The sequence below is a fragment of the Tissierella sp. MB52-C2 genome (assembly GCF_030931715.1).
Taxonomy (GTDB): domain Bacteria; phylum Bacillota; class Clostridia; order Tissierellales; family Tissierellaceae; genus Tissierella.
This window is the reverse complement of record NZ_CP133261.1, coordinates 1189565-1205149: the sequence shown is the minus strand read 5'-3', so window position 1 is coordinate 1205149 and position 15585 is coordinate 1189565. Positions and strand designations below refer to the sequence as shown.

At 29.0% G+C, this 15585-nt stretch carries 16 protein-coding genes and 1 pseudogene; 3 read left to right on the top strand and 14 right to left on the bottom strand.

Annotated elements, in window-relative coordinates:
• Positions 1-366: 366 nt before the first annotated feature.
• Positions 367-1077, top strand: coding sequence for a LytTR family DNA-binding domain-containing protein (locus RBU61_RS05955; protein WP_308878699.1), 711 nt, complete (start codon positions 367-369; stop codon positions 1075-1077).
• Entirely contained in the window at positions 1071-2423 is a 1353-nt protein-coding gene (locus tag RBU61_RS05950) for an ATP-binding protein (RefSeq protein ID WP_308878698.1), read from the top strand. The genes RBU61_RS05955 and RBU61_RS05950 overlap by 7 nt, the downstream gene beginning before the upstream one ends.
• Positions 2424-2642: 219 nt before the next feature.
• On the opposite strand, the gene RBU61_RS05945 is transcribed toward RBU61_RS05950, so the two are convergent.
• The 12 genes from RBU61_RS05945 to RBU61_RS05890 all read right to left on the bottom strand — a co-directional run bounded on the left by RBU61_RS05945 (position 2643) and on the right by RBU61_RS05890 (position 11854).
• Positions 2643-2948, bottom strand: coding sequence for a hypothetical protein (locus RBU61_RS05945; protein WP_308878697.1), 306 nt, complete (start codon positions 2946-2948; stop codon positions 2643-2645).
• A gap of 285 nt (positions 2949-3233) precedes the next feature.
• Positions 3234-3728 carry a hypothetical protein gene (locus RBU61_RS05940; RefSeq protein ID WP_308878696.1) on the bottom strand — a complete coding sequence of 165 codons (495 nt, stop codon included), beginning with the start codon at positions 3726-3728 and terminating at the stop codon, positions 3234-3236.
• A 342-nt stretch (positions 3729-4070) separates the two neighbouring features.
• Positions 4071-4517 (bottom strand): hypothetical protein, encoded by a 447-nt coding sequence (locus RBU61_RS05935; protein ID WP_308878695.1) that lies wholly within the window; start codon positions 4515-4517, stop codon positions 4071-4073.
• A 466-nt stretch (positions 4518-4983) separates the two neighbouring features.
• A complete protein-coding gene (locus RBU61_RS05930; protein WP_308878694.1) occupies positions 4984-5766 on the bottom strand; it encodes an ABC transporter permease in 783 nt (260 codons plus the stop codon).
• 1 nt (position 5767) lies between these two features.
• The gene (locus RBU61_RS05925; protein ID WP_308878693.1) at positions 5768-6706 is read right to left on the bottom strand and encodes an ABC transporter ATP-binding protein; all 939 of its coding nucleotides are present in this window, start codon (positions 6704-6706) and stop codon (positions 5768-5770) included.
• Positions 6690-7301: a TetR/AcrR family transcriptional regulator gene (locus tag RBU61_RS05920; RefSeq protein WP_308878692.1), complete on the bottom strand. Its 612-nt coding sequence runs from the start codon at positions 7299-7301 to the stop codon at positions 6690-6692. The genes RBU61_RS05925 and RBU61_RS05920 overlap by 17 nt, the downstream gene beginning before the upstream one ends.
• A gap of 700 nt (positions 7302-8001) precedes the next feature.
• Positions 8002-8367: a hypothetical protein gene (locus RBU61_RS05915; RefSeq protein ID WP_308878691.1), complete on the bottom strand. Its 366-nt coding sequence runs from the start codon at positions 8365-8367 to the stop codon at positions 8002-8004.
• A 99-nt stretch (positions 8368-8466) separates the two neighbouring features.
• Entirely contained in the window at positions 8467-9327 is an 861-nt protein-coding gene (locus tag RBU61_RS05910; protein WP_308878690.1) for a helix-turn-helix domain-containing protein, read from the bottom strand.
• Positions 9328-9341: 14 nt separating this feature from the next.
• Positions 9342-9629 carry a hypothetical protein gene (locus RBU61_RS05905; protein ID WP_308878689.1) on the bottom strand — a complete coding sequence of 96 codons (288 nt, stop codon included), beginning with the start codon at positions 9627-9629 and terminating at the stop codon, positions 9342-9344.
• Between the two features lie 15 nt (positions 9630-9644).
• Positions 9645-10220, bottom strand: coding sequence for a transglutaminase-like domain-containing protein (locus RBU61_RS05900; RefSeq protein ID WP_308878688.1), 576 nt, complete (start codon positions 10218-10220; stop codon positions 9645-9647).
• 300 nt (positions 10221-10520) lie between these two features.
• Entirely contained in the window at positions 10521-11054 is a 534-nt protein-coding gene (locus tag RBU61_RS05895; RefSeq protein WP_308878687.1) for a hypothetical protein, read from the bottom strand.
• A 56-nt stretch (positions 11055-11110) separates the two neighbouring features.
• Positions 11111-11854 (bottom strand): class I SAM-dependent methyltransferase, encoded by a 744-nt coding sequence (locus tag RBU61_RS05890; RefSeq protein WP_308878686.1) that lies wholly within the window; start codon positions 11852-11854, stop codon positions 11111-11113.
• Between the two features lie 797 nt (positions 11855-12651).
• Here RBU61_RS05890 and RBU61_RS05885 point away from each other — a divergent pair.
• Positions 12652-13326: a DUF6143 family protein gene (locus RBU61_RS05885; protein WP_308878685.1), complete on the top strand. Its 675-nt coding sequence runs from the start codon at positions 12652-12654 to the stop codon at positions 13324-13326.
• A gap of 119 nt (positions 13327-13445) precedes the next feature.
• Here the strand turns inward: RBU61_RS05885 and RBU61_RS05880 are convergent.
• Positions 13446-15001, bottom strand: a pseudogene (locus tag RBU61_RS05880) (IS3 family transposase).
• A 92-nt stretch (positions 15002-15093) separates the two neighbouring features.
• Positions 15094-15549 (bottom strand): hypothetical protein, encoded by a 456-nt coding sequence (locus tag RBU61_RS05875; protein WP_308878684.1) that lies wholly within the window; start codon positions 15547-15549, stop codon positions 15094-15096.
• Positions 15550-15585: the final 36 nt, after the last annotated feature.

The following is a 15585-nucleotide window of genomic DNA, read 5'->3' as shown; positions in this document are numbered from 1 at the left end:
ATTTTAAATTTCTATTTTCAATATAAACTGGACAACTAGTAGTTTTAAACCGACAACTAGCATACTATTTAGCCCCCTAACCGTTTTGGACAATCCCACACGATTGTAGTAAAATATAATCTGTATCTTTAATAGTGAGAAAATATGATATTGTTTCAGGCGCAGTTACAAGATTGGTTAGTGAATCAAAATCATCTAGTAAGACCAAAAGTATAGGTAATCTAAGAAAAAGAAAGTATTCGTGAGTTTTGTCCAATATTAAGGGGTTAATCTGCTATCCACAATTAGATATATGAATAGATTGATAGCTAATCTAAAAATATATACAATGCTGATAAAAAACAATATATGGTTTGGGGTGAGATTTTGATAAATATATGTATCTGTGAAGATGAAAAAACTGAACAAGAATTACTACTAGAATATTTAAATAATATATTTAAAGATATGGATATATTGTTTAGTGTAGAAGTGTTTTCATCTGGAGAAGAATTATTAGAGAATTATTCGGATAGTATGGATTTGATTTTATTGGATATACAAATGGAAGGGTTAAATGGAATGGATACAGCAAGAAAAATAAGAGAAATAGATGAAAAAGTAGAAATAATCTTTATAACATCTTTAGTAGAATATGTATTGGAAGGCTATGAAGTAAGAGCTTATAGATATTTGTTAAAGCCAATAAAATATGAAGATCTAAAGATAAATGTGTCAAAGTGTATAGAAGAAATTAATTTAAGAAATAAATATATTATTATAAATGAGCAAGGACAGAAAATAAAAATAGATACAAGCGAAATCACATATATAGAAATTCAAAAGGAAGATTTAACCATACATAAACTAGATAAAGCTTATAATATAAAAGGAACGATGAATGGGATTGAAAAAGAGATAAATAGCCCAAGGTTTTTTAGATGCCACAAAAGCTATTTAGTAAATTTAGAATATATAAGAACTATAAAACAATATATAGCTATTTTGGAAAACAAAGAAGAAATTCCTATAAGTAGATATAGATTTAAAGAAACAAAAGAAAAGTTTTTTGATTTGATTGGAGATAAATTATGTTAGATTATTATAAGATATTATTAATGATAAATGCAGGTATTCTTATAATCAGTTTTTTATTATTGTTAAAGAAAAATGGTTATAAAAACAATATGAAATTTGATATAAGAATGATATTTATTTTTATAGTATCTGTTATATTAATTGTAATTGGATTACCTTTTGGAAATATAATTCCATATGTATTATTTATTATAAACCTAGGGTTATTCTCTATTTGCAGAATAGGATATAATATCTATCTTAAAAAATCAATAATTTACTCTATAACATATAGTTTATCCTATATTCTTATGGGTTCTACTGTTTATTGGATTTTAGAATTTTCTCTAAAGGTTTTACATAATTATATACTTGAGTTAAATTTGTTAGTAAACTTTTTCATTATGTGCTTTTTTATACATTACTTTGATATATTAAAAGATAAATACAATAAGAAAAGATATTATATCTATATATTGTTAATATTGATGATTAATGTAATTGTATTTATATTCTTAAATATAGCAACCACAAAAATGTTTGATTTATATAAAATAATTACAGCAAACAATTTAGAATATGAATATAGTGTTGATACATTACGATTTTCATTATATATGGAATGGATATTTCCATACATATTATTCACTATAACAATAATTTTGATATCACTACTTATAAAGGTAATAAAGTCTGAAAAAGAGAAGGCAAAAATGAGTTTTATAAATGAAAAATTAAATATGCAATATAAGTATTATTTGATGATAAAAAATTCCCAGGATAAAATGAAGCAAATATATCATGATATGAATGGCCATATAGAAAATATTAAATCTTTAAAGGACAATAGTGGAGATGTAAATAAATATATTGAAAGTATAGAAGATGAAGTAAGAAGCAATATAAATATTTATAATACTGGAAATGTACTTTTGGATATAATATTACGTGAAAAAGGCGAATACTGTTTTAAAAATAGTATAGAGTTTATTGTTGGAATAGATTTTAGAAAATGTGATTTTATAGAGATGATTGATATAAGTAGTATATTTGTAAATATTATAGATAATGCAATAGAGGCTTGTGACAAAGTTGATGATAGTATAAGAAAATATATATCGCTAAAGAGTACCATTGTAAATGGTTACTATGTACTTAAATGTGAAAATAGTAAGAGAAATAAAGTATTAGAAAGTGATAACAAGTTTTTTACATCTAAAAAGGACAAGTTTTTTCATGGGCTTGGAATAGAAAGTATAAAATCTTCAATAAAAAAATACAATGGAGAATTAAACATTAAATATAATGAGAATAGCTTTATAATAAATATATACATACCAATAGAAAACATAGATGATGAAAATTAGAAACTATGGGGATTGACTCCTTAATATTGGACAGAAACTCACGAATATTCTCTTTTCTTAGATTATCTATATTTTAATGTTTCTCCCTCCCTTTATTAGACATAAATATCTATCCTCATCAAGGGTAAAGGCTAGGCCTCTGCCAAAATACCACCTTGGTTTCAGCTAAATACCTATGTCTTTTAGCTTTAAGCAAAAAAACATTCATCTTCTAACAATCTATGGAAAGATTTTCTTTAAAGTTTCATCTAATCCATCTATATATTCTTTTGCATCAATTAGATCCATATCTATTTCATCTCTTAAAGTTTTTACGGCTTTTACTTTTTTGCCTTCTTTTAAAAGTTGAATTAATTTTTCTTCAAGTTCTTTATCCACTGTTTCTACTACAGCTAAATCACTATGTTCCAATAATTTATCTAGTCTTTTATTTAACTTATCTATTTTTCTATTCAAATTACTTATACTTCCATTTATCAACATATATACTCCTAATATAATTAGTATTATTATATTTCTATCCATATTTCCGTTAATTCACCACCTTGTTTTATTTTTTAGATTTATCTTTATGTCTATTTTTTCTCTTCTGGTAAAAGTTCTCTTTCAGATAAGTCATAATTTGGCCTTATTACATATATATTAAATCTATTTACACTATTTTTAAAATACTTCTTTCTATTATTATTCTGTATAAATAAATGTTAATTCAAACATTATCCTTTTACCTTTAATATAATTCTTAAATCTTTACTTCGGATTGTATTAAGTATTACAAATTTCAAACTTATAAATTTCCTTCCGTTCTAATTAACTTATTGATAATGTCTTTAATTTTTCTCTTGCAAGATAAGCTGAATAGAGTTTATTTCCTTTCTCTGCTACTGTCTTATATTTTTGTATAGCTTCCTCTATATTTCCTTCTTGTTCAGCTATATTTGCCAATATATAATAGAATTCAAGTTTTAATCTTTTGCTTTTATTGTTTTGTAATACTTTACTAAAAAGCTCCTTACTAGAATTATATTCTTTCTCATAAAAGCTTTTATTTGCTAGGATTAAATCCATGGTTAAGCTTTCGTTTAATATCTTAATTGGATAACTTTTTATTTTAGTTTCATATATTTCTTTAGCTTTATCTATTTCCCCAGTGTTAAAATACAAACTCATTTCATTATTATAGTAAATCAAAAGTGACCCATCCCATTTCGGAAGATATTTTATATCAATCTCATTTAATATATCCCAAGCATCTTCATATTTCCTCATACTCAATAATCCTACAATTAAATCAGCCTTTAACATTGCATTTGCTCGTTTGTTTTTACCGACTATTTTTATTTGATCTTCTGTCGCTTTAATAAAAGCTTCTGGATCTAAATTCTGTTCTAAAAGATTGTATCTATTTCTTTGTCTTATGTTTGCATATATAATATATCCAAAACTAACTACTATAACTGTAAGAACCCACGATAAGATTGGTCCTAGATTAAATAGCTTTAGAAATATTATTGTTATAAATAAAGTGACTACAATTAATATTGTTCTTTTAATTAATATTTTTCTTACCCCTTTTTTAGATAAATTTGTTTTAATGACTTATATATCGTCTTATATTCTTGTTTATTTCGGTAGGGAAAAATGCAACTATTTTTCTATGTATTTATTAATTTTATCAATATCTTCTGAACTATAATACTGATTTGCAAATATTGTCAGGGTATTGATTTTAAAACTTTTCAGTTTATCTTTATTTATATCAAATTTTACATCTTTTATGTCTTCCCACTTTCCCAATCGTACTAAAAGACCTCTACCATTCTGGTAATAAATCCCTCTTTCATGAATTCCCTCTGCTACAACTCCAGATATAATAAATACAATTGCTGAAAATGCAATTAGATAGTTATCCCATGAGTTACCACCAATATAGGCTATACCGCAAAATATTAAAGATGCAATTATTAAAGTAATAATCCTTAGCCTTGTCAATCTTACTCGATAAATACATTGTTTGCGTATTCTAAAATTATAGGCACTACCAGAAACAAAACATAATAACAATAAAAAACATATTACTATTTGATTTTCCATTTACTATCCCCACTTTCAAATATGGAAATCACTAATTTAAACATTCACTCTATCTTTTAGTATTCTTCTTAATTTCTGTTATCCCTTTAATAAGCATACCAATGCCCAATATAAATATACAAATAGTTATTACTACATCCATAATAACACTCCATCAATATAAGTTTTATTTATTACACATTATTCTACTTATATTCATTACCTAATATTATTATAGCATGATTTATCAAGAATTTTATAACTACTTTTATTTATTACATTTAAATCCCTTCTTTCATTTTAAATCCAACTATCAACACTTGCAATTATTTTTCTCTATTATTTTTAATGATGTAGCATATATAAAGTATTTAATGTTTTTCTCAATGTTTTTGTTTATATTGATATAAATATATGTTCTATAATTTTAATTATAAATTAGAATTTACGTATATAATAATTGCTAATTTAAGTTTATTCTATCTTTCTAACTTTGATCAGCATATCTCCACCATAACATAGTGCCCACTAGCCCCAATATACTTGTTAAAAGTACAATAATAATGCTAATACATTCAATCATAGAACTATCGCTTCCAGCAGCACCACTTATAAGTGCAGGAATAGACCATGGGAAAAATTGTCCATAACCTGCTACAGCAATGATTTGTGCTAACACAATAGTAAACACCATAAATCCAAGTGGTGATAGATACCCACGCCCAACACTAGCTAAAAAAGCCACTGGTGTAGATAGTAGTATGGTAAGTATAGAACAAACAATAAAAATCAAAGTACCCTGTATAATTATGTCAGATGACCAACCAGGTATATCAACCACTTTTCCAACAATGAAACCTAAAACTAATACAAATATAGAAAGTATTAAACACCATAAAACTGTCACAATGAATTTAGAAAACACAATTATATTTCGAGATATTGGCAACGCTAATAAGTCCTTTATAGTTCTATCTGAATATTCTCTACCAAAAACCCAACTTGTAACAAACCCGAATACTACTAACCCACCAATAGCAATTGCTTGTGCAAGAAGGCCAAAGTAAGAAGGCCAATCAGCAGTACCCATAATATGTGCCTTTGCAGAAATAAAACCCAATTTTTGCGCTAAGCCAGGATCTTTTAAAACAAACATAAAAAATCCTCCGATGAATGGTACTATCATAAGTACAAGCATGGTTATTAAAGGAACTTTAGAATAAAAAAGTTTTTTTCCTTCTATTGAAACGCAAGTTTTTATTTCATTCACTTTAAATCCCTCCAATTTCTTTGATAGTTCTTAGGAAATACATTTCTAAATCTTCCTTCTCAACTTTTAGTAGTGTTGGAGGGAGTCCTGCATTTACAAGTAATGTAGCAACTTCCTCAGGGTTGTTTACAGCATTTTCATCATGAATTTGTAAAGCAAGAATTTCCTCAGTTAAACCTCTATCTTGAGCATATACTTTGTATCCAGCTTTAGAAAGAATTAATTTCATAGCAATTCTATCTCTTCCGTCTAATATTAATGATTTCTTTAACTGATTTTCAAGTTGTTCTCCATTTATCTCCTTAATTAGTTTTCCATCATGTATTATAGCTATATTTGTAGCAATCCTTGATATTTCATCTAATTTATGACTAGAGACAAGTACTGTTACATCTGAGTTTTTTGCTAAATCCATTAGCAGCTGACGAACTTCAACAATACCAGCAGGATCTAATCCGTTTGTAGGCTCATCAAGTATTAAAATCTTAGGTTTATGGATAATTGCCTTTGCTATACCAAGCCTTTGTGCATTCCCTAGAGAAAGATACTTAGCTTTCTTCGATGCATATTCTTCTAATTTTAGCTTCTTTATAATCCAATTAACACAACTTTTATCCTTAATACCTCTTAATTTACGAACAATTTCTAAATTTTCTCTTACTGTTAACTCAGGATATGAATATGGTGTTTCGACGATGTAGCCTACATCATACCAAGTATTTATATTGCCTGCACTTACCTTTTTACCTTGAAGATAACATTGACCTGATGTGGGAGCAATCATGCCTAATAACATTCTTATTGTAGTAGTCTTCCCCGCACCATTTAACCCTAGGAATCCAAATATCTCTCCCTGTTTAACAGATAAGTTCAAATTGTCAACAGCATGAATTTCTCCATAAGTTTTTGTTAAATTAGTAGTATTAATAATTTCGGTCATTGTTATAATCCTCCTCAATTATTTGCAGGGCAAGACCTCTTATCAAAAGCCTCAGTACTTCATCAAAATCTTTCTCCCCAATTTCTTCAATATATATCATACTCATGAAAATTGCTCTTAATGAAGCAGTGACAACGTCTATATTTATATTATCTTTAATCTTTATATGGGAAAAAATCTTTTTTGTGAGTGTATCATCCAATGAATGGTGATTAATAATAAGTTCCTTAGGTAATTTCCTAATAAGATATTCAAATTCTTGATTTTGAATTATATTCATAATAAAAGATTGCCTTACATTTTGATAGAGTTCATAAATCAACTCTGCGAATTTATCAATTCCTATATATTCTTCTTGAAGTTTACCAGCTAATTCATCAATAATAGACTTTTGATACTCCTCTAATACTGTGAAAAATAAAATTTCCTTTGAAGCATAAAAGTTATAAAAGGACCCCTTTGATATACCAGCCATTTGAACAATCTGGTCAACGGTAGTTTTCCTTACCCCATACTTCCATAGACATACTTGTGCTACCTCATTTAACTTTTTTCTTATCAATTCTTTTTCATTATCACTAAATGCAGTTGCCATAATTCACCTCCATACTCTATGACTATATTTGTATTTATAGTCATAGAGTATCATGACAACAAAGCTTTGTCAATAGAATCTATCACTTATTTTATTTTTTATAAAATCATCGTAACTCTTACAACAGGTTTCATTCTATATAGGGGTTCTTTATTGTTTTGCATAGTTTTCTGCTGCAAAACAAATATAATAGCTTAAACCTGTCTGTTGTCCTTCAAGCATTTGTCTATGAAAATCCTCAGTCATTAAAAATCGAGTTTGAGCTGTGAAACCTTCTGAATCAATATTCATATATTTTTGTATGTACTAAATATGCTTTTCAATTGCAGCTAATACACTTTTTTCATTGACACTTACACCATTTTTTTAAGGAATCTACCTGTATATGCCACTTAACATCACCTCACAATTAAGTATAAACTCTTACCTTAGGTTGGAGTCAAGTATCTTTTGATAAAAAAATGAAGTCTATAGATTATAAGTTGACTGAATACTTTGTTCTTTTAATTTATATATTTAATTTATATAAAACAAAAGCACCAAGATTTTTATATCTCAGTGCTTTTGATATTTTAAATTTGTTTGTTGTGATAAAGTGCATAATTTATTTCATTTAACTTTCCTTTGAATCTTTAGCCTGTTTACAATATGCTAGATGAACAAAATATAAATGATACGTCTTAACTAAATCTAAAAAAGTTTAGCCTCTTTTACTAATTTCATCTGTTATTAACGATTTTGAAATATACATCGCTTTTATTAAGTTCTTGAAGCGAGTATGGTGGGAGGTCCCATCCGCAAATTTTAGCTGTGCTTTTTCACATTTGCTAATAATTGAAGATACGGGGCGCAGTGCCTCTATCAACTCTTCTTTTGTATATTTATCCAGAACATTCTCATCTATTATTAGTGATTTTGAAATATACATGGCTTTTATCCTATTCTTGAGCAATATGTGTTGAGAGGTACCTTTCTCAAATTTTGGCTGTATTTTTTCGCATTTACTGATAGTTGAAGTTACAACTCGTAATGTTTCTACCAATTCTTCTTTTGTATATTTGTCCATAGCATTTCACCTCAAATTCATACTTTTAAGTTGTTTACATCATTTATAAGTCGCATAAATCCCTAAAGATTAGATTATAACGAGATATGAAAATTTATTTTATATTTTTAGAACTACCGGCACATAAAGATCTGCAGTGAGTTCTCCCTGATTAAAATAATAATATTCAATATCATGAATGCCAGCATGCTCATATTCCGATTCAATTAACCATACCGAATATATATAATCCCAGGTTTTTTGTACACTTTCAGTTATAGGCCCAAGAGTTCTAAAAATTGCATAAAGCAAAGATTCCAATCTATATATTTCCATATCTTCAGGTACATAATTCGTAAAATTAACTTCATGACCTATCATATACTCAAAATCATCTCCATCGGAAAATATGCAAATGCCCATACATTCATCTGCATACTTCCGCTCTATTATTTTTTCGCCTTCCTTTTCACTATTCCACTTATGCCATAGTAACGGTATATCCTGGAGATTGCTCCCATCAGCCTTCACTTTTGTCCTTTTACCTACTACATATCTTTCCGGAAGCATCTTATATAAAGGAATTAATCCTTCTTTCATTAATTTATATTTAAACAGCATATAATTAAAATTCATTGGTTCTCTTATAGAATAGAGCAATTTACTGTTTCGTACTTCAGAGGGATTTCTTCCATAAACTTTTTCAAAGGCTCTGCTGAAGGCCTCCCTTGATTCATAACCATATTTTATACCTATGTCCATAATAGGCATGTTGGTATTTACCAAGTCCTTTGCCGCTTCCGTTATTCTTCTTTTCCTGATATAGTCTTTGAGTGAATCTCCTACTGCACTTTTAAAAATACGATGGAAATGATAAAGAGAGTATCCCGCTTCCTTTGCGATAGAAGATAAATCAATGTCATCACATAGGTGACTTTCTATATAGTTTATTGCTTTTTCTAGAGAATATATATAAGACATATTTAATCATCACCTTATTCTAGACTATTTATAATTTCACTTAGATCCTCAGGTACTTTTATTTTATCATTAGTTTGAACATATTTGTATAAGGCCTCAAAATTATTATCTACATTTAAATCAAGTATGGATAGGTCATCCATAGCCTTATTATCTTTTTCTGTCCATTCTTCTATGGGAAGGTTCTTATAGCCTTCCCACATATCCCAGGGTTGCATGGGCACATTTAGTAATGAATTAGCATCAAGGATTAGATTACATCTTAAATAATCATATCCCCACCATTTGAAAATGCCGAACAACTCAGGATTAAACCTTCATTCTCTACACAACAGCCAGGCTCTTGGCCCTGTTACAAAATAGTTCTCACTTACATCCAAAGGATCAAAAGGCAGTTGAAGTGCTCTTTGCTGGAGAGCATCCAGTTGTGCATCCACCATTACCCACTTTTTCTTTTCTTCATTCCAGTATTCAACTACCCAGTGGTCTATATATTTGTCTTTTACAAGGTAGCTTGCAAAGCCACATCTTGCTCTAGCAGGTATACCGGCTTCACGGCAAAGAGCTGCAGCAACTACTGAAAAGTCACGGCATATTGATATCATCTTATTTTCATTTGTCCTTTGCTCAGATACGTGAGTGAAACCTAGCTTATTTAAGAAAATAAGTTTATCTTCAAAGTTCCGTATGAATGGTTCCTTCTTTCTTTCATCGCTGAGTTCCAATCCATAAGATTCACTCCAATGCTGATGTAATAAGATATTTTGTACATAGGTAATAATAGTTTTGATATCCTTTGGTATATCTGTAACCATGTGCTTCATTGTTTTAATTTCTGTCATAATATCATGCTCTCGATAAAGTTTAAGGGTATCTTTCATTACAAGCCTCACTCCAATCATCAATTAAATACTATATTACTTCTTATATTCCTTCTCTGTATTAATATAATTATAATGTACCATCCAACGATGATGAGTGATATTTTGTGCGGTTTATAATTAGCACTTAAGGCCGATTTGTTTAATTAAGGACTTGAAAATTTTCATTCTCATGTCCTTAATTCCATGTGTATATTTTCTTATTTTAATAATTTAGTTCTCTGCTTGCATCACATAGAAAACATATCCATAGTACTCACTATATTTTCTATACATTTCAATTTCTTTCTGTGTGTTATTGAGACGACTTACTCATTCTTCACTATTACTATGGACCTTTCTAAGAATAGAAATTCTCCTTTCTAAATGATCATAATAATTATTCCACCAACTTGATTCTGGAATTATGAAGTAATCTATTAGTTTATATCCACACTGTTCAACTATTTTCAAATTATCTTCTATGTTATTCATACTTGAATAATCTGCTTCCCAAAACTCTTTTATCTCCTTAGGTATATTTTCTTTAATCCAAGAAATCTCACTAACAACCATATGCCCTTCTTTCTTAAGAAATGGTTTCCACTTTTTAAGCCCCTCTTCAAAACCAATAATAAATATTGCACTTTCAGACCAAATCACATCTAGTTCACTTTTTTCAAAATATTTTTCTAAAGTAAACATTAATCCTTTTATTGTTTTAATTTTATTCTCAACTTTTTCTTCTTTTGCATTTTCATTTAATTTACCTAAAAAAGGCTCATGGGTATCAAGGGCATATATACATCCACTTGTATTTCTTGCTAGCTCTATATATTTGTATCCATAGGTATATATTAACATCATTATTTGCAATGTAATAGACGAACAAAATATAAAACTATATATCAATTTATCTTGATTTAATGTTTCTTTGCTCTTATAAATAAAAACTGAGGGTTCTTAGTTAATCTATCATATGTATTAGGATGTGCGATTTTGAATTCTTTTATCGGCATAGGTTCTAATAATCTTTCTATTATAAATCCTGCATCAATAATGGGAGTGATAATGGCACTTAAAGGTCTTCTATAAAATTGTACTTTTACCTTTCCATTATTAGTGTTCCATTCATCATCTAATAATTCTGTTAAAAAGTAATTCTCTTTATTAAATACTGTAAAATCCATAAAAGGATGATGGATAGAGATAATAAGTTGCCCATCTCTTTTTAATATCCTATTAAATTCACTCATTACTAAATTCCAGTTTTTAATATAGTGAAGTGTCAATGATGATAAAATAACATCTATAGATTCATCTTCAATGAAATGCAGTGGTTCATTCAGATCAGCTTTTATAACTTTAGCCTTATTTCCAACTCTTTTTTTAGTCATTTCTATCATATTTGGACTAAAATCTAGTGCTATTACACTTGCACCCTTCTCTAATAACCATTTAGTATACCACCCCGCCGCACAACCCGCATCTAAAACTTTCTTGCCTCTAACTTGTGGAAGCAATGATATAGTCGCAGGTCTTTCATAGTAGGCATTGAATGGTTTTGCATCTACATATTTAAAATAATATTCAGCCATTTCTTCATAAGAATTAAGTGAAACAGAGTCTTTATTTGTAGCTTGCTCCTCCGGTGATATGCCACTCAATATAATCCCCCCAAATGTTACACATTTTTTAATATATGTACTTTATATTATATAATTCATCTGCCAATCTATCAACCTATACCTCCATCTATCTAAAAATACCCAATACCCATTATATATTTAAATCTTTAGATATATTCCTATTTACTTTAGTGATATGTCTATAAAACAAAGTAACCTGTTGTGCTAGTAAATTTAAGATTAGATAAATTTACCAATTAGTTTTTTGAAAAAAGATACCTCTTAAAAAAACAACCTGGAAATATCATCCAAATATGAGTTCTTTAATGTGTCCTAGATTTATGCCATTCCCCAGCATATGATTGATACTGTAAAAAAGATTATGGGCTAGAATCTTTGTTCTAAGTCTTGTAATAAGACCCAATAAAGATTTGGTTAGAACCTTATTGATATTTAGTTGCCCAGCTAATTGTGAAAAAGTGGTTTCAATTCGTCTTCTAAGTTTGAAAATATGTTAACGAAGCCATTTTGGATGAGAGTTTTTAGCATTATCTCTTTTCATAAATAGTAGCTGAATTCCTTTTTCAGTCTCTAAATTCAGTAACTTCTTTGGTAAAATATTTATTAGAAAACTCTAGCATATGTTATCCTCCTATGTTAATTTCTTTGTCGTCATTAAAGATAGGTTAACATAATTGCTGAAGTTTTTATATTTGTAGATTTTAACTAGCACAACGAGTTAATTAGATTTATTGTATATAAATAATAACTATAATACACATTTACCATTATTGAACATATAATGAATTAAATCTAATACAAAGGAGTAATTATCTATGTCCAATAATATTAATCTTAATGATTCTAAAAATGTCTACGAAATCAATAACCTTCAATATCCTAATATAACTAGCTGTCCTAACACATCTTGCATGTGTTTTACGCGTTGTAATTTGCCTAATCCATCAATATTTACACCATCTATACAATATCAAGTTGATGTACCTATTAACTTGGCAAAATCTTTAGAAGGAAAATATTTTGTGGGTTATGCAGATAATCTTTCATTTGGAAAAGGTACAAGTGCGTGGGCTAGACTATTTAATCCTCCTAATTCTGGGGTTAATTTGCACGTAACAGTATGGACTATAAGCGATGTTTCTGAATCGCCATTTAGAGCACAAATTTGGTTCAACGCAATCCCTCCTGGAGTACCTCAGGAGTCCCCTCTTGTTACTCCAGCAAACTTAGCATTTTGCCCTCCTGTAAGCCCAAAAGTTAAATTGCAATATGCAACAAATGTATCTGGAGATCCAGTTGGTGGTATAAAAGCTTTTGTTAGGCGTGGACAGCCCGAAGCTACTATTGTAGATGATGAGCAAGGAAAATTTATTTTCCCACCTGGTGGTTCTTTTTTAGTATTTTTATCTAACCCAGAGACACCAAATGTAGCTGCTAGTGGTAGAGTTGCTTTTGGTTGGTGGGAAGAACCAATCTGTAATAATAAATAACTTAACAGATTTAGAATATTAAAATTGGACTATCTCAAAAGTGATTAATAACAAAAGGCAAATTAATGGTATTTTGAACTGCACCCTGTCAAGTAGACAATTTAAATAAATAAAATATTCTAAGCAGCATGAGCTCTGTATTCAAGTGGACTCATGCTGTTTAATCTTTCTTGTAACCTTTTGTTGTTATAAAATTTTATGTAGCCTTTAATATCATTTTTCAATTCTTCATAGGTATCATATTTCCCTTTAAGATAATATCTTTCTGATTTTAATATCCCCCAAAAATTCTCCATAGGACCGTTATCAATGCATTTACCAGCTCTTGACATACTTTGCTCCATACCATTTATCTCCAGTCTTTTTCTAAACCCATATGAGGTATATTGGTAGCCTCTATCACTATGAAATAAAGGTCTTGCACCAGGATTGGATTCAATGGCTTTATCAAATGTTCTAAATACTAATGAATTATTGTTTCTATGTCCGATTTCATAAGCAACAATGCTATTATCATAAAGGTCTAAAATGGCACTTAAATAGGCCTTCTTGCCAACACCATACTTAAATCCTGTAACATCGGATAACCATTTTTCATTAAATTTAGATGCTGAGAATTCTCTATTTAATTTGTTTTGCAATTTCTTCAGCGGACACTTTTATATATCTTTTCTTTTTGACTCTAATTACTGATTTTAATCCCAATATTTTCATAAGTCGATATATTCTTTTATGATTATATTTACTATTTAATTTACGATTGATATTCATGGTAATTCTTCTATAACCATAGATCCCATCTACTTCTTCATATAAAGAGATAATTTCTTTAATCAAACCGTCATTAATTTTCTCATTTTTTGTTTCCGTTGTATTAAGCCATTTATAATAGGATGATCTTGAAATATCTGCTATCTGACATAAGGAAGTTATGGAATAATTATTCTCTTTATTCAGGAGTTCTATGGCTTCATATTTAAGCTTGGATAAATATGAGCCTAATACCCCCTCCTTTCTAGCTCCTGCAACTTTTTTAGAAAATCATTTTCCATTCTTAATCTTTCATTTTCTTTTTTTAATTTCCTTAATTCATTTTTTTCTTTATCTTCTAAACTTAATTCTACTTTAGCCTTGCCCCTACAATCAATAAGTCCATCCTCTCCTAGTTCTTCAAACTTTCTAACCCACTGATAGACTTGTTGATATGAAACTTCATAAGTTTCCGAGGTCTCTTGATAATTTTTATTTTGATTTATACAGTATTTAGCGATCTCTATTCTTTCTTCTAGACTAGTCTTTCTACCTTTAGTCATAACAGCATCAACCCTACCTTTTGTAGTATTTAATTCGTTATGACTATTATACCTTTAATCCATCTCTGTAACGTTGAATGTGATGATATTGCATACTTTCTACAAATATTTACTTGTGAATCCCAACCATTTAAGTATTCTAAAACTGCTTTCTCTTTTAATTCTTTGGGATATTTTTTCCAGGTTTTACTTTCTTCCAGAGATTCAATTCCGTATGTTTCGTATAAAAACTTCCAATTTGAATAAGTTGATTCAGAAATATTAAATTTTTTACAATAATCTTCTATAGACAACTCACCAAATTCTATTCCTTTTAAGATGGCATATTTCTGTTCTTTAGTATACTTACTTCTTTTAGACATAAAAAACTCCCCTTTGGTATCAGATTTTTTTATTTAATCTGTCTACCATAAGGGGAGCATATCATTTATCCATCAATTTGCCTTTTTAGAATTTATGATTGCCAATCAGCTGGATAAGTCACATAGATAAAACTTGCCTTTCCTTCAACTGAAAACTGAATACTTGAATCTCTTGGAATCAAAATCAATTCTCCTGCATTGGCAGTTATTCGCCGTCCATCTATGATAATAGTCAGAGTTCCTTCAATGATATAATCTATTTCATCATATCCTAAAGTCCAATCGAAGGTGGTATCTTCCATTACCATTAGACCGCAACCAAGTCTAGGACTTTCAGTAAGTGACACTAAATCCTTCGTATACACTTTATGATTAGGGTTACCTGTGTCAAGTCGATCTTCTTCACTTACAGAAAACAATGGCAACGAAATCGCTATTACGCCACTAGGGTCAACATGTCTCTTTGAAGAATCATTTAACTTATTACTGTATTCTTCCATTATGATACTACGAACTAACTTTTCAATTTCTGATCTGTCTATATTCAACATCTTACCTCCATCCGTACTTAATTCTCTATATTA